Annotated in this window: 15 protein-coding genes; 9 read left to right on the top strand and 6 right to left on the bottom strand. The window is 72.7% G+C overall.

Annotated features, from left to right (window positions below; translation table 11 throughout):
- Positions 1 to 52 precede the first annotated feature (52 nt).
- The 9 genes from ACO0M4_RS40545 (at position 53) to ACO0M4_RS40505 (ending at position 11,338) form a co-directional block, all read left to right on the top strand.
- Complete coding sequence (locus tag ACO0M4_RS40545; RefSeq protein WP_430376291.1) at positions 53 to 631, top strand: acyl carrier protein; 579 nt, start codon at positions 53 to 55, stop codon at positions 629 to 631.
- A 61-nt stretch (positions 632 to 692) separates the two neighbouring features.
- The gene (locus ACO0M4_RS40540) at positions 693 to 2,036 is read left to right on the top strand and encodes a beta-ketoacyl-[acyl-carrier-protein] synthase family protein (protein ID WP_430376290.1); all 1,344 of its coding nucleotides are present in this window, start codon (positions 693 to 695) and stop codon (positions 2,034 to 2,036) included.
- Between the two features lie 8 nt (positions 2,037 to 2,044).
- Positions 2,045 to 3,247, top strand: coding sequence for a beta-ketoacyl synthase N-terminal-like domain-containing protein (locus ACO0M4_RS40535; protein WP_430376289.1), 1,203 nt, complete (start codon positions 2,045 to 2,047; stop codon positions 3,245 to 3,247).
- Entirely contained in the window at positions 3,244 to 4,521 is a 1,278-nt protein-coding gene (locus ACO0M4_RS40530; RefSeq protein WP_430376288.1) for a beta-ketoacyl-[acyl-carrier-protein] synthase family protein, read from the top strand. The genes ACO0M4_RS40535 and ACO0M4_RS40530 overlap by 4 nt, the downstream gene beginning before the upstream one ends.
- Positions 4,511 to 5,905 (top strand): beta-ketoacyl synthase N-terminal-like domain-containing protein, encoded by a 1,395-nt coding sequence (locus ACO0M4_RS40525; RefSeq protein WP_430376287.1) that lies wholly within the window; start codon positions 4,511 to 4,513, stop codon positions 5,903 to 5,905. Before ACO0M4_RS40530 ends, ACO0M4_RS40525 begins: the two co-directional genes overlap by 11 nt.
- A 14-nt stretch (positions 5,906 to 5,919) precedes the next feature.
- Positions 5,920 to 8,814, top strand: coding sequence for an aminotransferase class III-fold pyridoxal phosphate-dependent enzyme (locus ACO0M4_RS40520; RefSeq protein ID WP_430376286.1), 2,895 nt, complete (start codon positions 5,920 to 5,922; stop codon positions 8,812 to 8,814).
- Positions 8,815 to 8,945: 131 nt separating this feature from the next.
- Positions 8,946 to 9,692: a 3-oxoacyl-ACP reductase family protein gene (locus ACO0M4_RS40515; RefSeq protein WP_430376285.1), complete on the top strand. Its 747-nt coding sequence runs from the start codon at positions 8,946 to 8,948 to the stop codon at positions 9,690 to 9,692.
- A gap of 10 nt (positions 9,693 to 9,702) precedes the next feature.
- Positions 9,703 to 10,512, top strand: a complete 810-nt coding sequence (locus ACO0M4_RS40510) for an SDR family NAD(P)-dependent oxidoreductase (RefSeq protein ID WP_430376284.1) — start codon at positions 9,703 to 9,705, stop codon at positions 10,510 to 10,512.
- Positions 10,502 to 11,338 carry a thioesterase II family protein gene (locus ACO0M4_RS40505; RefSeq protein ID WP_430376283.1) on the top strand — a complete coding sequence of 279 codons (837 nt, stop codon included), beginning with the start codon at positions 10,502 to 10,504 and terminating at the stop codon, positions 11,336 to 11,338. The genes ACO0M4_RS40510 and ACO0M4_RS40505 overlap by 11 nt, the downstream gene beginning before the upstream one ends.
- A 39-nt stretch (positions 11,339 to 11,377) precedes the next feature.
- Here ACO0M4_RS40505 and ACO0M4_RS40500 read toward each other — a convergent pair whose 3' ends face one another.
- The 6 genes from ACO0M4_RS40500 to ACO0M4_RS40475 all read right to left on the bottom strand — a co-directional run bounded on the left by ACO0M4_RS40500 (position 11,378) and on the right by ACO0M4_RS40475 (position 19,057).
- Positions 11,378 to 13,009: a type VI secretion protein gene (locus tag ACO0M4_RS40500; RefSeq protein WP_430376282.1), complete on the bottom strand. Its 1,632-nt coding sequence runs from the start codon at positions 13,007 to 13,009 to the stop codon at positions 11,378 to 11,380.
- Entirely contained in the window at positions 13,006 to 14,475 is a 1,470-nt protein-coding gene (locus ACO0M4_RS40495) for an ATP-binding protein (protein WP_430376384.1), read from the bottom strand. Before ACO0M4_RS40495 ends, ACO0M4_RS40500 begins: the two co-directional genes overlap by 4 nt.
- Positions 14,476 to 14,521: 46 nt before the next feature.
- Positions 14,522 to 16,087 carry an SCO6880 family protein gene (locus ACO0M4_RS40490; protein WP_430376281.1) on the bottom strand — a complete coding sequence of 522 codons (1,566 nt, stop codon included), beginning with the start codon at positions 16,085 to 16,087 and terminating at the stop codon, positions 14,522 to 14,524.
- On the bottom strand, positions 16,084 to 17,355 hold the full coding sequence (locus ACO0M4_RS40485; protein WP_430376280.1) for a hypothetical protein: 1,272 nt from the start codon (positions 17,353 to 17,355) through the stop codon (positions 16,084 to 16,086). Before ACO0M4_RS40485 ends, ACO0M4_RS40490 begins: the two co-directional genes overlap by 4 nt.
- Positions 17,345 to 18,199 (bottom strand): hypothetical protein, encoded by an 855-nt coding sequence (locus tag ACO0M4_RS40480; RefSeq protein ID WP_430376279.1) that lies wholly within the window; start codon positions 18,197 to 18,199, stop codon positions 17,345 to 17,347. The genes ACO0M4_RS40485 and ACO0M4_RS40480 overlap by 11 nt, the downstream gene beginning before the upstream one ends.
- 549 nt (positions 18,200 to 18,748) lie before the next feature.
- Positions 18,749 to 19,057 carry a hypothetical protein gene (locus tag ACO0M4_RS40475; RefSeq protein WP_430376382.1) on the bottom strand — a complete coding sequence of 103 codons (309 nt, stop codon included), beginning with the start codon at positions 19,055 to 19,057 and terminating at the stop codon, positions 18,749 to 18,751.
- Positions 19,058 to 19,364: the final 307 nt, after the last annotated feature.

Below are 19,364 nucleotides of genomic sequence, written 5' to 3'. Positions count from 1 at the left end.
TCATGGCTGGTCGACGGTGGTGTTCAGAGTGCTCAGAAACGAGGAGAGAAGAATGCAGAACCCCTACGAGGCCGAGCAGATCCAGGACATCGTGCGGGAGGGCCTGGCCCAGGTCCTCGGCACCGGTGCAGACGAGATCACCGCGGACGCCACCCTGGTCGCCGACCTGGGCGCGGAATCCCTGGACCTGGTCGAATTCCGCTTCGAGATGGAGACCAAGCTCGGCGTGGCGCTGCCGAAGTCGAACGTCCTGGACCAGCTCGCCACCGCCCTCGGCAGCTCCGAGCAGCTGTACGACGAGCGCGGCGGCATCACGGAACTGGCCGCCGAGGTACTGCGCCGCAGCGCGTTCGGCTACTCCGCGGAGCAGGTGTACGCCGGTCAGCGGCCCTACGAGGTCGCCGCGGCGGCCACCAGCGCGCACTGGGCCGCCTTCACCCACGCCATCTTCGACTACCTGCCCGAGACCTGCACCGAGTGCGGCGCCGACAAGGCCGAACTGGCCGCGTCCGGCAAGGCGATCTGCGCCGGCTGCGGTGCCGCGCTGGAGGCGGCCACCGGCGACGAGGTGATGGCCGAGGGCGTCCGGGCGACGCTCGCCGCCATCGGGCACGCCCAGCCCGTCGGCTGACCGTCCCGCGGCCGGTGCGGAAGGCGTCGCTCGTCGTGCGAGTCGTGCGAAAGGAAAGCAAGTGACACCCCTCATACCCAACGGGGCCGAACACGAGGTCGTGGTGACCGGGATCGGTCTGGTCGCCGGGCAACTGACCGACCCGGAGGCGCTGTTCGACCACATCGCGGAAGGAGGCACGCTCATCACCGAGCACCCCCTCCACAAGGAGTGGGGCGTCCCCTGTGCCGTCTCGGCGCACATCGACCCCCAGGTGCGGCAGGCGCTCGCCGACGCGGCGCCCGAAGAGGCCGGGCCGCTGGGGTCGGCCGGCGTCCTCGCCTGGCACGCCGCCGCCCAGGCATGGGAGCGCAGCGGACTGCCGAGGCGGCTGGACACCGAGCGCGGTGGCGTCTTCCTCGCCTGCAACCGCATGGTCATGGAGCCGGCCGAACTCACCTCGCTGGCCGCCCACGTGGACCACGAGGCCGGGGCCCTGGACCTGGACGGCTACCTGGAGCACCTCGACGGCCCGGCAGCGCCCGACGCGGCCGGCGCGGCCGGCGGGCTCGACCCGCAGCGGTACGAAAAGATCCAGCCGGACTCCGCCACCGCCGCGCTCGCCGACTACTTCGGCGCGGCCGGCGTGCTGGAGACCCATGCGGACGCCTGCGCCGCGGGCGGCATGGCGATCGGCAGCGCCTACCGCTACATCCGCAGCGGCACGCTCGACGTGGCGCTCGCCGGGGGCGCCGAGAGCCTGACCACGCTGACCGCGGTCACCGCCTTCTACGGGGTGGGCGCGCTCGCCCCGGCCCAGGGGCGGGAACCGGCGCAGATCAGCCGCCCGTTCGACAAGGACCGCTCCGGTTTCGTCATCGGCGACGGCGCGGCCTTCCTCGTCCTGGAGTCCCGGGCGCACGCCGAGGCGCGCGGCGCCCGCATCCTGGCCAAGGTCGCCGGGTACGCCGGGGTGACCGAGGCGGTGAAGATGACGTCCAGTACGCGGGACGGCTCGGACTACGCGGAGTGCATACGGGCCGCGCTCGGCGATGCCGGGCTCGCCCCGGAGGACATCGACCACATCAACGCGCACGGCACCTCGACCGAGGCCAACGACACCTGCGAGGCGGCGGCGCTGCACACCGTCTTCGGGGCGCGGGCCGCCACGCTCCCGGTCACCGGCAACAAGTCCGCCATGGGGCACTCGTTGGCGAACAGCGGGGCGGCCGAGGCGGTGCTGTCGGTGCTCAGCCTGGAGCGGCAGACGCTGCTGCCGACGCTGAACTTCGCCGAACCGGACGAGGTCACCAGCGGACTGGACATCGTCACCGAGCGGCGCCCGGCGCGGGTGACCGCGGTGCTGTCCAACTCCTTCGGCTTCGGGGGGCAGAACTGCTCGCTGATCCTGGCCGAGGCGGGGTGAACGGGGCGATGACGACGCATCACGTACGACTGAGCGCGCCCGGCCTGTACACCGCGGCCGGCACCGATCCGGGCGTCCTGTGGGAGACCCTGGTCGCCGGGAAGGACACCCGCCGGCCGACCGAGGCACTGGCCGGGCCATGGCCGGATTTCGACACCGCCTTCCTGGTGGACGACCCGGACGCGGCCACCCTCGGGGTGCACCGCAGGGTGCTGCGCACCTCGGAGAAGCAGGCCCGGATGGCGCTCTACGGGGCGCGGCTGGCCCTGGCCGGCCCGGCGGAGCGCGGCCCGGTGGGCGGCCCCGGCTGGGGGCTCTACCTCGGACTGCCCACGGTGGACGAGGAGTTACTGCGGTTCGGCGCCCTGGACCGGCTGCACAAGGCCGCCGGGTCGCCGGGCGAGGTCGCCGCGCTCTACGGGCGGGAGGTCCCGCCGTTCAGCGGACTGTCCCACCTCAACAGCACCGCGGCGGCGCACATCTCGGCGGTCTTCGGGCTGACCGGGGCCATGGCCGCGTACTCGCCGTTCTCCGAAGCGGGCCTCACCGCCCTGATCGACGGGGCGCTGTCGGTCGCGGAGGGGGAGAACGAGGCGGCGCTGGTCGGGGCGGTGAGCCCCAAGGTGCATCCGCTGCTCTTCGCGCAGTACGAGGAGCTGGGGTGGAACGGCGCGGTGCCGGGGGAGGGCGCGGCCTTCCTGCTCGCCGAGCGGGCCGACGGCGGTCCCGGCGGTGCTGCCGGTTCCGGTGGTTCCGCGGCCGGTTCCGGGACTCCCGGTGCGCGGCTGGCCGGTTACGGCCGGGCCTTCGGTGCCGGGGCCGAGGACCGTACCGAGGCGATCGCCGAGGCCGTCCACGCGGCCCTGGAGACGGCCGGTACGGACGCCGGCGGGATCGGCTGGGTGCTGCCCGACGCCGCCTGGACGACCGACGGCGCACGGGCCCAGAGCGCCGCGCTGGACCGGGTCTTCGCGGGCACCGCGGACCGGCCCGCCCAGTTCACCAGCGAACGGGCCACCGGGGTACTGGGCCCCGCCCACCCACTGGCGCACACGCTGCTGGCGCTGCACGGCCTGGCGTCCGGGCGGCGGCTGGCCGCCGACGGTGACGCGGTGCGCGAGGAGGCGCTGCCCGCCCCGCGGGCCCTGGTGCTGGCCTGCGGCGCACGCGGCCAGGTGTGCGCCGTCGTACTGGAAGGAGCCGAGAAATGAGCCGCCGGGTCGTGGTGACCGGACTGGGCGCCGTCTGCGGACTGGGGCTCGACTGGCAGACCATGTGGGAGGGCCTGACCGCGGGCCGGTCGGCGATCCGCGCCTGGCAGCTGCCCGGTGTGGAGGACTTCCCGGTGCGTTACGCGGCACCGGTCGATGACACCGCGTTCGCCGCGCGCCACGGTGCCGAGGCGGACCCGGACCGGCCGCTGGAGCGGCGCACCCGGTTCGGGCTGGCGGCCGCCGCGCAGGCGCTGGCCGACGCCGGGATCGACGGGCCGGGCCCGGTGGGCCGGATCGGCACCGCCGTCGGCTCGGGCGTGCCGGAGCGGGACCCCTATGAGCTGCTGCACGCGATCGGCGAGGACGGGCAGCCCAGCTGGCAGACGCTCTTCGGGCGGCGCGACCAACTGGACCGGGCCAGCGGCCTGTTCTGCACCAACGACGCGCTGGCCGCCGGGATCGCGGCCCGCCACCGGCTGCGCGGCCCGGCGCTGAACTTCTCCACCGCCTGTGCCGGGGCCACCCACGCCATCGGTCACGGCTTGAAGATGATCCGGCGCGGGGAGGTGGACGCGATGGTGGTGGGCGGTGCCGATTCGGTGCTCAACCTGCCGACCATGACCGGGCTGCACCTGCTGGGGGCGCCGTCCACGTCCGAGCTGTTCGGGGACCGGCTGTGCCGGGCCTTCGACCGGGACCGCAGTGGGCTGGTGGCCGCCGAGGGCGCGGCCATGGTGGTGCTGGAGAGCGAGGAGAGCGCCCGGCGGCGCGGCGCGACCATCTACGCCGAACTGGCCGGTTTCGGCAGCTCGTTGGATGCCTACCAGGTCACGGCCCCGCACCCGGAGGGGCACGGCGCCGCGCTGGCGATGAGCCGGGCGCTGGCCGACGGCCAGGTGGCGCCGGACGCGGTGGATTCCATCAACGCGCACGGCACCTCCACCCCGCTCAACGACCCGATCGAGACCCGGGCGATCAAGGACGTGTTCGCGGCCGGCGAGCACTACCGGAAGCTGGCGGTCACCGCCAACAAGACCATGCTCGGACACCTGATCGCCGCCGCCGGTGCGCCCGAGCTGATCGCCACCGTGCTGTCCGTACGGGACGGCATCGTGCCCCCGACGCTGAATCTGGAGAACCCGGATCCGGCCTGCGACCTGGACTACGTGCCGGACAAGGCGCGGTACCAGGAGGTGTCGGTGGCTGTGAGCAATTCCTTCGGCTTCGGCGGACTCAACGCCAGTCTGGTGGTGCGTGGTTATGAGCACTGACATCGTTTCGAGCACGGACATCGCGGTGGGCTACGACGTCGTGTCCGGTGCGGAGAGCGCCGGACACGACCCGGCCGCCGACCCCTCCTTCGACCCCGACGCGATCGTCGTCACCGGCATCGGCGCCGTGCTGCCCACCGGGCGCGGGCCCGAGGCCCTGTGGACGGCCTGGCGCGAGGCACGGCCCGCGCTCGCGCCCTACCAGGACCCCTACGTCCGGACGAAGAAGATCACCCACTTCGGGCACGTCCCCGCCGACCTCCAGCAGGCCAGCCGGGACAGCGTCCCGCACAAGCTGCGGAAGTTCGGCACCGCCTTCACCTTCAACGCGGTGCTGGCCGCCGAGGACGCCATGCGGCAGGCCGGCGACAGCTGGCAGACCATCCCCGAGGAGCGGCGCGGGCTCTACGTCGCCCAGGACGACTCCACCGAACTGAGCGTGGCCGCCTTCCACAAGGCGCTCGACCAGGCCCGTACCGACACCTCGCCGCAGGTCGGCGCGGACCTCACGCGGGTGGTGGCGGAGGCGTTCGGCAACGCCGCGACCTTCAACCCGTTCACCGTCATCCGGGCGCTGAACAACAACACCCTGGCGCTGGTCAGCATCGCCCAGCGGTTCCGCGGCGACTGCGCGGCCTTCGTCCAGGACGCCGGGGCCGCGCTGGGCGCCCTCCAGCGGGCCGCGTTCAGCCTCCGCCAGGGAGACTGCGACACCGCGCTGGTGGTCGGCGCCGGCAGCTACAACGAGCCGCTGAAGCTGGCCGCGCAGTACCGTGCCGGCAACCTCACCGCCGGCGGCCGCGGCACCGCCTCGCTGCGCAGCTTCGACGCCGAGCGGGACGGCACGGTGCTGGCTGAGGGCGCGGTGGCGCTGATCCTGGAGCGCGCCGGGGACGCCGCGGCGCGCGGCGCCCGCCCGCTGGTGGAGGTGCTGGGCGCGGCGCTGCGGCCCGCCGTGGACAGCGGCGTCGGCCCGGCCGCGCTGGCCGAGAGCGCCCGCGGCCTGATGGCCGCGCACGGGGTGACACCGGACAGCCTCGGCGCCGTCCTGGCCGACGGTAAGGGCACCGTTCAGCACGACGCCGCCGAGGCCGAGCTGCTGCGCGCGCTGCTCAAGGACAGCGGCGTCCCGGTCAGCTCCGTACGACCGGTCATCGGCACCCTGGGGGCCGCCGGACCGCTGGCCGAACTGGCCCTGGCGCCAAGCCTGTTCGCCACCGGTGAGCTGCCGCCGATCGCACACCTGGCGACCCCGCCGGACGACGGCACCGACTTCGTCACCGGGTCGGCCCGGAAGCGGCGGATCGACTCCGTCCTCAGCCTGCACAGCAGTTTCAACGGGTTCGCCGGAGCACTGCTCGCCAAGCGGCCGCACCTCGTCTAGGAGACCACCAACCCATGTCAGCTACGTCAGCGTTCACCGAATTCGTGCAGCCCCAGATGGGCCGGGTGTTCACCGCCCTGGGGCTGGACGTCGAGTACGAGCGGGCCGAGGGCAACACCCTCTACCACCGCGACGACCAGGGCGAACTGGTGCCGGTCCTGGACCTGATGGGCGGCTACGGCTCGCTGATCTTCGGGCACAACCACCCGGAGATCGTCGCGCACGCCAAGGAGCTGCTGGAGCAGAACCGTCCCGTGCACGCCCAGTTCTCGCTGCGCGGCGAGGCCGGCCGGCTCGGCGCCGAGCTCAGCGACGTCGTCCGCCGGGAGACCGGCATCAAGGAGCCGTACCTGGCCACCTTCGGCAACAGCGGCGCCGAGGCCATCGAGGCGGCCGTCAAGCACGCCGAGCTGGTCCGGGTGACCAAGGTGGCGGCGCTGGCCGAGGAGACCGCCGCGCATCTGGAGGCGGCCCGGGACACGGTCCGCCGTGGCGCGGCCACCGTCGACCCGGACGCCTACCAGCTGCCCGCCCTCCAGGGGCAGGTCGCCCCGGCCGCCGGCATCGAGGGGCTGCTGGCCGCGATCGGCGCGCACAACGCGGCGGCGCTGGCCACCAAACCGCTCTTCCTGGCGCTGGAGCGCTCCTTCCACGGCAAGCTCGTCGGCAGCGTCCAGCTCACCTACAACGCCGGCTTCCGCGCCCCATTCCAGAACCTGGGCACGCGGGTCCGCTTCGTCCCCATGGACCAGCCGGAGCTGCTGGACCGGATCGCCGAGGACGAGCGGGTGGTGCTGCTCGACACCGAACTGGCCGACGGCCGGGTGCGGGTCGTCGAACGGGACTTCCCGGCCATCACCGCCTTCATGGTCGAGCCGGTGCAGGGCGAGGGCGGCATCCACGCGCTCACCACCGAACAGGGCCGCGCCATCCGGCTGTTCTGCAACAAGGTCGGCACCGCGCTGATCATCGACGAGGTGCAGAGCGGCATGGGCCGCTGCGGCGCCTTCCTGGCCAGCTCGCTGATCGGGCTGCGCGGCGACTACTACACGCTGTCCAAGTCGCTGGGCGGCGGCCTGGCCAAGGTCTCCGCGATGCTGGTCCGCCGGTCGCTGTACCAGGGCGAGTTCGACCTGATCCACAGCTCGACGTTCGCCATGGACGACTTCTCCTCGTCCATCGCCCGCAAGGTCGTCGCGATGCTGGAGGACGCCGACGGACAGGCGTACCGCCAGGTCACCGAGCGCGGCGAGCGGGTGGTCGAGATGCTGGCCGACCTCAAGTCGGCCTACCCGGACGTCATCGAGGACATCCGCGGCAAGGGCCTGTTCATCGGCGTCCAGCTGCGCGACCAGGGCGAGGCCCGCTCCATGGTGCTGCGCAGCAGCGCCTACACCGGGGCGCTGGGCTACCTCCTCTCCGGCTACCTGCTGCGCCAGGAGCGGATCCGGATGGCGCCGACCGGCAGCGCCGGCAACGTCCTGCGCATCCAGCCGTCCGCGCTCCTCACCGACGAGGAGATCGAGCGGCTGCGCGGCGCCCTGGACCGGCTCTGCCGCATCCTGCGCTACGAGGACACCCTGCACCTGGTCCACCCGGCCAGCGACCGGACGATCCCCAAGCCGCGGGCGGAGATCCGCGACTTCCGCGGCGCCATCGAGGGCTACGAGCAGGGCGAACCGCGCCCGGTGACCGGCCCGGTCCGCAAGGTGGCGTTCGTCAACCACCTGATCACCCCGGCCCACCTGCGGCAGGTCGACCCGGCGCTGGCCGACCTCAACGACGCCGCGCTGCGCGCCTTCGTCCTCGGCATGGACCCGGTGAAGAAGGCGGCGCCCTACCCGGGCGTGCGGATCGACTCGCCGCTGGGCAGCGCCGTGGAGTTCGCGCTCTACCCGCTGATGGTCGGCTCCGAGCAGATGGGCCGCTACCTGGCCTCCGGGGACGTCGCCGGGATCCGGGCGGACGTCGAGGAGCGGGTGCAGGCGGCCCGCGAGGACGGCTGCGAGGTCGCCGGGCTCGGCATGTACACCTCCATCGTCACCCACAACTGCACCTCGCTGAACGTCCCCGGCATCGCGCTGACCTCCGGGAACGCGCTGACCGTCGCGATGGGCGTACGGGCCATGGAGCGCGGCGCCCGCGACCGCGGCTTCGCGGTCGCCGACGCCACGCTGGCGGTGGTCGGCGCGGCCGGCAACATCGCCTCCGTCTACAGCCAGCTGTTCGCCGAGCAGCTCAGCAAGATCGTGCTGGTCGGCAGCCGCCGGGACGGCTCCGCGCGGCGCCTGCGCAACACCGTGCACGGCATCTACCAGGAGTGCTGGGCGCGGATCGCGGACGGCGGCGAGCTGACCGGCATCCCGGCCCGGCTGGCCGAGGAGCCGCTGATCGCCAAGTGGCTGGCCGACGGCCCGTCCGCGGACGACACCGAGCGCGGCAAGGCGATCGCCGCGTACCTGGAGGAGCGCTACGGCCAGGACCCGTTCCTGACCGTCACCCAGGACAGCGACGCGCTCCGCGAGGCGCAGCTGGTGCTGTGCGCCTCCAACAGCCCCGAGCCGTTCCTAACCGGGGAGCACTTCGCGCCGGACGCGGTGGTCTGCGACATCGCGGTGCCCAACAACGCGGTGCCGGACCTGGCCACACAGCGGCCGGACCTGGCGTACATGCTCGGCGGCATCGTCGCCACGCCCCACGGCGAGAGCCTGCACCCCTCGGCGCGGGCCTTCCTGGAGGCCGGCCAGCTCTTCGCCTGCATGGCCGAGACCGCGCTGATGGGCCTGGCCGGCATCGACCGGCACTACTCCTACGGGAACATCAGCCGCCAGCAGGTCATCGACATCGCCGCACTGGCCGACGCGCACGGGCTGCGGCTGGCCGACTACAAGAGCGCGCACTCGGTGTGAGCCACCCCCAGCGGTAGCTGGGGGTACCCCCGGGCGCCGCACGCGACCCGTCGCAGGCATCCCCGCGTGCGGCGCCCGGCCCCAACGGCCCGACCCGCCAACCCACTTCATTCGAGAGGACCCGTCAGCTCATGGAATTCGCAGGTCAGGTGGCACTGGTGACCGGCGGTAGCCGGGGCATCGGCCGCGCCATCGCCGTCCGGCTGGCGGAGGAGGGCTGCGATATCGCCCTCAACTACCGCAGCGCGACGGCGGAGGCGGAGCAGGTCGCCGAGCAGATCGCCAAGCTGGGCCGCAAGGTCGAGCTGTTCCAGGGGGACATCTCCGACCCCGAGGTTCCGCACACCATCGTCTCCGGCGTCCGCGCCTCCTTCGGACGGATCGACGTCCTGGTGAACAACGCCGGGATCACCCGCGACGAACTGCTCGTCAACCAGAGCCTCGCGGACATCGAGGACGTACTGCGCACCAACCTCGTCGCCCCGATGCTCACCGTCCAGGCGGTGGCGCCCGCGATGCTGCGCCAGCGCTACGGCCGGATCGTCAACATCTCCTCCGCCGCCGCCTCCAAGCCGGGCCGCGGCCAGTCGAACTACGCGGCGGCCAAGGGCGGTCTGGAGTCCTTCACCAAGGCGATGGCGGTGGAGCTGGCCTCCCGGGGCATCCTCGTCAACGCGGTCGCCCCGGGCGTCATCAACACCGACATGACCGACACCATCCGCGCCCACGGCGCGGACGAGATCATGAGCCGGCTGCTGCTGAAGAAGTACGCCGAACCCGAGACGATCGCCGACGCCGTGACGTACCTCGCCAGCCCGCGCAACACGTACACCACGGGCGAGGTACTGCACGTCGACGGCGGCCTGAAGATGGCGTGAGGGGCCGGCCATGAGCGCACTCGACACCCCCGTACCCGGCCCTGTACCGGGCGAACTGGCCGGCCGGACCGCCGTGGTCACCGGCGCCGCCCAGGGCATCGGCCGCGAAGTGGCCCTGCTGCTGGCTGAGTCCGGCGCCGCCCACCTGATCCTCCTCGACCGGGACGCCGCCCCACTGGAGACCGTCGCCAAGGAAGTGCGCGCCCTGGGCGCGGAGGCCACCACGCTCGTCGCGGACCTGCGCGAGCGGGAGGCGGTCCGCAGCCAACTGCGCACCGCGCTCCGCGCCGCCGGCCACCTGCACATCCTGGTCAACAACGCCGGCGTCGCCGACGAGAACGGCCCGGACGACGAGGAAACCTGGCTGCGGGTGCTGGACATCAACCTGCACGGCACCTTCGCGGTCACCGCCGCCTGCCTGGAGTACCTCGTCGACAAGGGCCGGATCGTCAACGTCTCGTCGATCCTCGGCAAGGCCGGCAAGATGCGCAACACCGCCTACTGCGCCTCCAAACACGGCCTGATCGGCTACACCAAGGGCCTCGCCCTGGACCTGGCGTCCCGCGGCATCACCGTCAACGCGGTGCTGCCGGGCTGGATCGACACCCCGATGCTGCGCCGCGAGATCGCCGCCTCGGCGGAGGAGATCGGCGCCGACCCGGCGCGGATGCTGCGCCAGGCGCGCAAATCCATCCCGCTGCGGCGGCTGGTCGAGGCGCGGGAGGCCGCCGAACTCATCGGCTTCCTGGTGTCCGACCGGGCGGCCGCCGTCACCGCGCAGTCCCTCACGGTCGACGGGGGCTACACCCGTGGCATGTGACGCCCGCGCGCTCACCCTCCCGCGGCCCCGGTCGGCCCCCGCCGCTGACCCGTGGCTGCGGCGACTGCGCCCGGGGCCGGCGCAGTCCGCCGCCGGGGCCGCCCGGGTCGTCTGCTTCCCGCACGCGGGCGGCGGCGCCGGCACCTACCGGCCGCTGGCCACCGCCGTCGCCGCCCGCACCGTCGGCGGGCGCCCGTACGAGGTGCTGGCGGTCCAGTACCCGGGCCGCAACGACCGGATCCGGGAGGCCCGCGTCGAGGACCTGCGGGCGCTGGCGGCCGGCGCGTACCGGGCGCTGGCACCCCTGACCGACCGCCCGCTGGTCCTGTTGGGCCACAGCATGGGCGCCCTGGTGGCGTACGAGGTGGCCCGCCTCCTGGAGCGCGACGGGGTCGCCCCGGCGCACCTGATCGTCTCCAGCGCCTGGGCGCCGTCCAAGGTCCGCGGCGGCACGGTCCACCTCCGGGACGACGACGGGCTGATCGACGAGATCCGGCGGACCCAGGGCACTGACCCGCGGCTGCTGGACAACCGGGACGTCCTGGCGATGGCCCTGCCGGTGGTCCGCAGCGACTACCAGGCCGTGGAGACCTACCGGCACCGGCCCGGTCCGCCGCTGACCACCCCGATCACCGCGCTGACCGGCGACCGGGACCCGCTGGTCACCGTCGAGGAGGCGGCCGCCTGGGAGGAGCACACCACCGGCGGCTTCCGGCTGCGGGTCTTCCCCGGCGGCGACCACTTCTACCTGTCCGGGCACTGGGCGGAGCTGGCGGACCACCTGGTCTCCGCGCCGCCGCGGCAGGTGGTGGCGGCGGTCGGGTAGGCCCGTCCGCAGGACTTCGCGCCGGCCGGGCGGGGTGCGTCAGGCCGGCGCGAAGCCCTGCGGCCAACGGGCCCGGGCCTGCTCCCGGGAGCGCATGGTGGCCAGCGTCAGCAGGCCACGCTCCCGGCCGGTCTCCAGCAGGCCCGGCAGGGCGGGCAGCGGGGCGAGCGCCGCGATGTCGTCCAGGACCAGGGTGAGTGGTGGGTCGAGCCGACCGGCGGATGACCGTTCGGCCATGCGGCGGCCGTGCTCGACCACGTGCGAGAGGAGTGCGGTGATCAGCGGCATCGCACCCGGATCGGTGCGCGGGTCCTCGATGGACTCGCCCACCAGGTACAGCGTTCCCCCCTCGGCGACGAAAGATTCGAGAACCAGCGCATCCGATCGCAGCGGATTGCTGGCGTCGCGGATGTGGACCGAGGAGAGCGCGGCCAGCGCCCGGCCGAGCAACTCCTTTGCCATCTCGCGGCGTTCGGCGTGCGCGGTGAGTACCGATTCCAGTTCGCCGGCCTGCCCAGGGGACGCCTTGGCGTTGGTGCGCAGGATGCGGACCGGCTCCTGGGCGCCGCCCGCGGCGTGCGCCCAGCGGTGCAGCTGACGGAACGGGCGGCCGTCCAGCGCGGCGGCGTGCAGCCAGCAGCGCAGCAGGGTCTGCGCGGCGTCCGCGACGGCCGAGTCCAGGGCGCTGGCCGGGCGGACCGGGGCCAGCAGCGCGGTGGCGCGGGCGGCGGCGGTGCCGATCTCCTCGCAGCCCGCGGTGGGCGACCAGCGCAGCCGGGCCGGGGTGTCGAGGCGGTGCGTGGGGTCGTAGGCCAGCAGCGGGCCCAGTTTGGCGCGGGCGTCCTTGGTCTCGGCCCAGAGGGTGGGGTCGGTGGTGGCGACGACCAGCGGCCCGGCGGCGGAAGCGGCGGCGGCCAGCGCCGCGGCCCGGAGGACGGCCCGGTCGCTGCCGAACTCGACGCGCGGCAGCGTCGGTTCCGGTGTGGCGACCGGGGCGGGCGCGGGGGCCGGGGCGGTGCTGCGCTGCTCGGGGAGCGGGCCGGGGGCCGGGGGTGGCTCCGAGGCCGCGGCCGGCACCTGTGGGACGGCGGGCGCCGGGGCCGCCGGGGCCGCCGGGGGCTGTGGAGCGGCCGGTACGGCCGTCTCCGCCCCCGCGGGCACGACCGGCTCGGTGTGCCGCCCCCGTGCGGCCTGCGCCCGCTGCTGGGCCCGCTGCGTCGCCCGGACGGCCCGGTACCGGGTGACCGTCCCCAGCACGAAGATCGCCAGCACCAGCAGCACCATCAGCTCACCGACGAACAGCCCCCAGAACAGGCCGTAACCCGACAGCTGGCCCTTGGGGGTGTCCGGCCAGGCCGCCGCGATGTCGTGCGGCGCGGCGATCAGGTGCCGCAGCGCGATCGGCGTACCGGTGTACGTCACCCCCGACGGCCAGCCGCCGTGCGCGAACAGCCCGGCCAGGCCGGTCGCCGTCCACACCACCAGGGTCAGCCCGAGCAGGAAACCGATCAGCCCCACCAGCAGCGTGTCGGGCACACCGCGGTTCCTGGAACGGCCGTCGCCCCGGCCGTCCCCGCGGTCGTAGCGGCCGTCGGCGCCATGACCGTCGTAGCCACGGCTGTCGTAGCCACGACCGTCGCCCCGGCCGTCCGCGTCGTATCCGCGCCTCACGCCACCGTCTCGCTCGACTCGTTCCGCAACTGCCGTTCCATCGCGATGGCCTCGGCGCGCGCCTCCGCCTCGGCGTCCGCGGCCAGCGCCAGCGCGCGGGCCTCGTCGGTCGGCAGCGGGGCCGACTCGGTCATCGCCCGGTCGGTGTAGACCAGCGGCCGCTCGGCCTCGGTGATGAGGTGCTTGACGACCTGCACATTGCCGTTGACGTCCCAGACCGCGATGCCGGGGGTCAGGGTCGGAATGATCTCCACCGCCCAGCGCGGCAGTCCGAGCACCCGCCCGGTGGCCCGCGCCTCGTCGGCCTTCTGGGCGTAGATGGTGCGGGTGGACGCCATCTTGAGGATCGCCGCGGCCTCCCGCGCCGCCGCCCCGTCCACCACATCGCTGAGGTGGTGGACGACGGCCACGAACGACAGACCCAGCCGGCGGCCGAACTTCAGCAGGCGCTGGAAGAGCTGGGCCACGAACGGCGAGTTGATGATGTGCCAGGCTTCCTCGACCAGGAAGATCCGCTTCTTGCGGTCCGGGCGGATCCAGGTGTGCTCCAGCCACACCCCCACGATCGCCATCAGGATCGGCATCGCGATCGAGTTCCGGTCGATGTGCGAGAGGTCGAAGACGATCAGCGGCGCGTCCAGGTCGATGCCCGCCGTCGTCGGGCCGTCGAACATGCCCCGCAGGTCACCGTCGACCAACCGGTCCAGCACCAGCGCCACGTCCAGGCCCCAGGCGCGGACGTCGTCTATGTCGACGTTCATCGCCTCCGCGGACGACGGTTCGGGGTGCCGCAACTGCTCGACGATGTCGGAGAGCACCGGCTGCCGGACGGCGCGGGGCGCCCTCTCCGCCCCGTCAGCCCCGTCCGCCTCGTCCTCGTGTCCGCTGAGCACCGCCGCGTGCGCGACCTTCAAGGCGAAGCCGGAACGTTCGTCCAGACCGTGCCCCATGGCGACCTCGATGATCGTCCGCAGCAGGGCCAGCTGGCCGGTGGTGGTGATCGAGGGGTCGAGCGGGTTGAGGCGGATGCCGCCGTTGAGGGCGGCGGTCGGGTCCAGGCGGATGGGGGTTATCCCCAGCTCCTGGGCGATGAGGTTCCACTCGCCGACGCCGTCCTCGCCCTGCGCGTCCAACACCACGACCTGCCGGTCGCGGAACCGCAGTTGCCGCAGCACGTAGGTCTTCTCCAGCGCGGACTTGCCGTTGCCGGACTCCCCGAGCACCAGCCAGTGCGGCGCCGGCAGCTGCTGCCCGTACAGCTGGAACGGGTCGTAGATGTACCCCTTGCCGGAGTACACCTCGCGTCCGATGATCACGCCCGAGTCGCCGAGCCCGGGCGCCGCCGTCGGCAGGTAGACCGCCTGCGCCTGGCCGGTGGAGGTGCGTACCGGCAGCCGTGTCGTCTCCACCTTCCCGAACAGGAAGCTGGTGAAGGCTTCGGTGAGGGCACCGAGCGGATCGAACATGGCCATGGCGTACGCGCCTCCCAGGGCTTAAGTGGCGTTGGCGGCGTTAACGGCGGATACCGGTCGCGAACGGCAGGGTGTTCACGAAGGCCCGGTGGTGCTCACGGTCGCACCACTCCAGCTTGAGGTAGGACTTTCCGGCCGAAGCGCGGATGGTCCGCTTGTCGCGGGCCAGCGCCTCGGGCGAACGGGACGAGACGGTGAGGTAGCCGACGAGGTTGACCCCGGCCGCACCGGACGCCAGATCCTCGCCCCGCTGGTCCACCCGCCCGTGGTGCGCCACGTCCCGCGGGTCCACCACCCGGTTCATCTTCGCCGCCCGGCTCGCCTCGGCGTCGTCGTTGGTCTTCTCCGTCAGCATCCGCTCGATGGCCACCTCGGTGGGCTCCAGGTCCATGCAGACCGCGACCGTCCGGATCACGTCCGGAGTGTGGACGAGCAGCGGCGCCAGGAAGTTGACGCCCACCGGGGTCAGCGGCCACTCCTTGACCCAGGCGGTGGCGTGACACCAGGGCGCCCGCGTCGACGACTCCCGGGTCTTGGCCTGGAGGTACGTCGGCTCGGTCGCGTCCAGCTCGGCCGGCCAGGTGTTGCGCTTGCTCATCGCCTGGATGTGGTCGATCGGATGGTCCGGGTCGTACATGGAGTGCACCAGGGACGCCAGGCGCGCCTGCCCGAGGGGCTGGCGCACCCGGATGTCCGCCTCCGTCAACCGGGCGCAGATGTCCGTCAGCTCACGGGCCATCACCACCGCCAGCCCGGCGTCCCGGTCCAGCTTCCGGCGCAGCAGACCGCTGCGCTGGGTGGCCGCGGCCCGGGCCATGGTGACCGCCTCGGCGGCCAACTCCCGGTTGAAGTGCATACAGGCCACCAGATAGGCCCGGTGCTGCTCGGACGAGGTGGACACCATCGACTGCAACTGTTCGTAGGACTCACGCAACCAGTGCGGGGAGTCGGTGTCCCCCCGCTGGGCGACGTCCTTGGCGTGCGCGTCCGGATCGGCGGGCAGCGTCCGCGCCAGCATCTGCAACCGGGTCACGAACCCGTCCCCGTTGGCCACATGCTTCAGCAGCGTCCCGAACCGGTCGACCAGGGCCTCCTGGTCCTCGCTGTCCCGTAGGCCGACGCCCGGCCCCTCGATCTCGATCGCCGCGGTCACCGTCCGCCGATCGGCGTGCAGCAGCACCGCGATCTCGTCCGGCCCGAACGGCGCCGACAGCCAACTGATCCGCCCGATCCCGGGCGGCGGCCCGATCTCCACTTCTCTCCCGTCCAGCCGTACGCCGGCTTCCGCGGCCGCGGAGCGGTACACCGCCCCACCCTTGCGCACGGTACGGCGGAAACTCCGCCGGATCTCGAACCACTTGTAGTACGTGCGCCCCTTGTACGGGACGTAGACCAGGGCCAGCCCCAGCATCGGGAAGCCGGTCAGGCTGGCGATCCGCAGCGGCAGCGAGGGCACCAGCAGCCCGCACATCATCCCGAGGAACGCACCGGCGATGATCAGGGTGATCTCGCCGGTCTCCCGGTTCTTGCCGACGACGGCGTTGGGCCGGGCGCGGCCGATCAAGTACGTGCGCCGCGGCGCGATCGGCTGGGACGGCGTGCTCAACGCCCCTCACCTCCAGGTGTCTTGCCGGTGCGGGGGCCGCCGGTGCCGGGGGTCGTCCGGGGGGCCGGCGCCGTCGACGCCGAACGGGAGCCGTGCGCGGCGACCCCGCCGGACACCGCGTCGGCCGGCCGGGACTGCCCGCCCTGCGCGCCGCCGCCGTCCCCGCCCGACCGGCGGGAACTGTGCGTCTTGATGCCCTGCGACACCAGCGCCGCGGGCGAGGAGATCATGGCGGCCGCCTGACTGCCGTCGGTGGCCCGCCCCTTGCTGGACCGCGCCGAGACCATCTCGTCGCCGAAGCCCGGCACGAACCGGTAGATCACCGCACTCGCGAAGATCGCCAGGACGATGATGGCCAACCCGGACACCACGGCCGAGAAGGCGTTCGGCCCCTTGTCCCCGGACAGCGCACCGGCGATCCCCAACACGATCACGATCACCGGTTTCACCATGATCACCGCGATCATGATCCCCGCCCAGCGGCGGACGTGACCCCACATGTTCTTGTCGACCAGCCCGGCGTACACCACGGTCCCCAGCAGCGCCCCGACGTACAGCAGCGCCGCCCGGATCACCAGCTCCAGCCACAGCACACCGGCGGCCAGCACCGACACCAACGACACCACGATCAGCATGATCGGGCCGCCGCCGATGTCCGTCCCCTTGGTCAACGCCTGCGAGAACGACCCGAAGAACGTGTCGGTCTGCGCCCCCGTCCCCTTCGCGATGATCTCGGTGACGCCGTCGGTCGCCGACACCACCGTGTAGAGGATCAACGGCGTGAACGCGGACGCCAGCACCGTCAGCCAGAGGAACCCGACCGCCTCGCTGATCGCCTCCGTCAGCCGCACCCCCCGCACGGCCCGCTTGGCGACGGCCAGCAGCCACAGCACGAGCGTGAGCACGGTGGACGCGGCGAAGACCACCGCGTACTGCCGCAGGAACGCCGCATTCGTGAAGTCCACCTGCGAGGTGGCCTTCACCGCCTCCGACAATTTATCGACAATCCAGGCCGCAGCTTTGGCGCAACCCTGCGCAAGCGAACCGAGGGGGTCCAGGGGGTTGTTGTCGAGGGGGTTGCTCGGGAGGGAGCCGCCTCCGCCCTGGTTCTGCTGCTGGCAGTCCTGCAAGGCGGGGCCGCTGAAGCCGGCGCAGGGGTTCGGTGGCGCAGCAACGGCATGTGTCGCAAGCATCAGGACAAGGGTTTGCGCGCCCGCCAGCCCGGCGGCGACCGAGAACACACGGCGGTGCTTGGGCTTACCGGGCATAGGTGAAACCTCCGTAGCCTTGCACTGCCTTGGTCAGATCGTCGGCCGACGCGACGGCTTGGTCGCGCCCGATCGGGGCGGGGCCGTTCTTCTGCGCGAAGTCGACGACCTTCCAGTTCCCGTTGGCCCACTGAAGGTCGTAGGTGGTGGTGTACCAACTCTCCGTGACCGGCTTCTGGGACTGCGCGCCGGCGAGGCCGAAGAGGGCCGAGTACCAGACCGAGACCTTGGCCGTGTCGCCCTTGAACCATTCGGTCTTCGTGCCGACCGGGTTAGCACGCGAGATGAACGTCATGCCCGCTGGCGCCGTGCCGTCCGGCTTGAGGCCGAACTGCTTGAGATGGGTGGGGTTCGCATAGGTCTTGTCGAGTTCGCCCTGGCGCGCCGCTGCCACGGATGGCGCGTAGACGGTCTGGACGATCTCCTGCCGTCGGGCGGCGTTGTACATGCCGTCGCTGCCCAGCGCCACCACATAATTCGCCGCAGCCGACTGCGCCCCCTGTTCCGTCTTTGGGAAGCCGGAGGCGATGCCGCCGGTCTTGCCGGTGACCGGCTTGGTGCCGGTGGGGGCGGTCGGTTGGGCCGCGGCCTGGTCCTTGGCGGGGCCGGTGGAGCCGGCGTCGGTCTCGCTGTTGCCGCTGCCGCCCCGGTTCGCGAAGGCGATGGCCGCGAGCAGCAGGACGACCACGCCGACGACCGTGATGAGGTTGCGGCTGGAGAGGCCCGCCCGCCCGCGGCGGGGTGTGCCGTACGTGTCGGTCTCGCCGTCGGGAAGTCTGGTCCTGGTCTGGCCCGTACCGGAGCCGCGGTCGCCGCCGTAGCCTCCGTCGTCGCCGATACTCATCGCGCCTGTGCCCCCTCTGCCGCCATCGCCGCTGCCGCCCTCGCCGTCCGTGCCGTTGGTGTGCCGCCTTCATATGACCGTAGCTGCGCGGGCGGCGGCTCGGGTGAAGTGGTACGAGTACATCTCACCGTGACGGTTCCTCAGTTGCTGGGCGGCAGAGGCGAATGGGGGACTCTGGGGCGTTTGTGCCCTTCGTCCGCCGAACGCCCGCCGCGGCCTGCTTGTCTCCGGAACCACCTGTCCCCGCGACACGGGCAGCCCAATCGGCCCGCTGGTGGCGGGTGTGGTCACGGCGTGGCTCAGGGCCCCGCGGTCCGGGGTGAGTGAGCGTCAGCATGGGGCCTCGGGCAGGGGGGTGGGACATGTGGGGGCACGGGACGGCGGAGGGGGGTCGGGCGGGGGCGCACGGGGGGCGGCGCCGGGACGGGTGCGTGCCGAGGTGCGCGGTGTGGTGGCCGGTGGTGGCGGGCAGGGCGAAGGGTGGTGCCCGTCCCGTCGGGGGGCCCGGGCTGTCCGGCGGCCGGCCGTCGGGCCGCCGGTGCGCGGCGGCTAGACGGCCATGCCGTAGACGATGGTGAACAGGGTGCCGAGTGAACCGATGATGAAGACACCGGTGAGCCCGGCCACGATCAGGCCCTTGCCCTGCTCGGCGCTGAAGGTGTCGCGGAGTGCGGTGGCGCCGATGCGCTGCTTGGCGGCGCCCCAGATGGCGATGCCGAGGCAGATCAGGATCGCTACCGCCATGATGACTTCCACCATCACGCGGGCCTCGTTGCCCAGTGTGCCGAACGGTCCCCAGTCCGGGGCGATTCCGCCGATGATGGTGGTGATGTCGCCCTTTTCGGCCGCAATGAACATGTGTGAACTCACCGCCCCTTTATGGGTAGTTGCCAGGCCGTGCCGTTCGGCACGGATCCAGTCTCCATCTTCGCTGACGAAGACGCCATCAGATGTCGACTTGGCGGCTTTCTTTGACGGATCCGGTGGGGGTGTCGTGTGGGTGGCCCCGCCCGCCGTCCGCCGCCGCCCTTTGTCTCACCGTGTGTATCACGGGGGATAACGCTGAGCAATGACTGTCGGGGTGGGGTGGGGAGGGGAGTGGGGTGAGGGTGGGGCGGTGTCTACTGAGGTGCGTCCCAAGGGGCGGGTCGGGGAGGGTGGTTCG

This window comes from Streptomyces sp. RGM 3693 (genome assembly GCF_050471125.1).
Lineage (GTDB): Bacteria > Actinomycetota > Actinomycetes > Streptomycetales > Streptomycetaceae > Streptomyces.
This window is presented reverse-complemented; position numbering and strand designations above follow the sequence as displayed.

What these genes read in the sequence shown, in the direction of transcription:
- ACO0M4_RS40485 (WP_430376280.1), bottom strand. Translation starts at nt 17,355, where the DNA reads ATGCCCGGTAAGCCCAAGCACCGCCGTGTGTTCTCGGTCGCCGCCGGG.
- ACO0M4_RS40495 (WP_430376384.1), bottom strand. Translation starts at nt 14,475, where the DNA reads ATGTTCGATCCGCTCGGTGCCCTCACCGAAGCCTTCACCAGCTTCCTG.
- ACO0M4_RS40525 (WP_430376287.1), top strand. Translation starts at nt 4,511, where the DNA reads ATGAGCACTGACATCGTTTCGAGCACGGACATCGCGGTGGGCTACGAC.
- ACO0M4_RS40515 (WP_430376285.1), top strand. Translation starts at nt 8,946, where the DNA reads ATGGAATTCGCAGGTCAGGTGGCACTGGTGACCGGCGGTAGCCGGGGC.
- ACO0M4_RS40530 (WP_430376288.1), top strand. Translation starts at nt 3,244, where the DNA reads ATGAGCCGCCGGGTCGTGGTGACCGGACTGGGCGCCGTCTGCGGACTG.
- ACO0M4_RS40475 (WP_430376382.1), bottom strand. Translation starts at nt 19,057, where the DNA reads ATGTTCATTGCGGCCGAAAAGGGCGACATCACCACCATCATCGGCGGA.
- ACO0M4_RS40545 (WP_430376291.1), top strand. Translation starts at nt 53, where the DNA reads ATGCAGAACCCCTACGAGGCCGAGCAGATCCAGGACATCGTGCGGGAG.
- ACO0M4_RS40480 (WP_430376279.1), bottom strand. Translation starts at nt 18,199, where the DNA reads ATGAGTATCGGCGACGACGGAGGCTACGGCGGCGACCGCGGCTCCGGT.
- ACO0M4_RS40520 (WP_430376286.1), top strand. Translation starts at nt 5,920, where the DNA reads ATGTCAGCTACGTCAGCGTTCACCGAATTCGTGCAGCCCCAGATGGGC.
- ACO0M4_RS40535 (WP_430376289.1), top strand. Translation starts at nt 2,045, where the DNA reads ATGACGACGCATCACGTACGACTGAGCGCGCCCGGCCTGTACACCGCG.
- ACO0M4_RS40510 (WP_430376284.1), top strand. Translation starts at nt 9,703, where the DNA reads ATGAGCGCACTCGACACCCCCGTACCCGGCCCTGTACCGGGCGAACTG.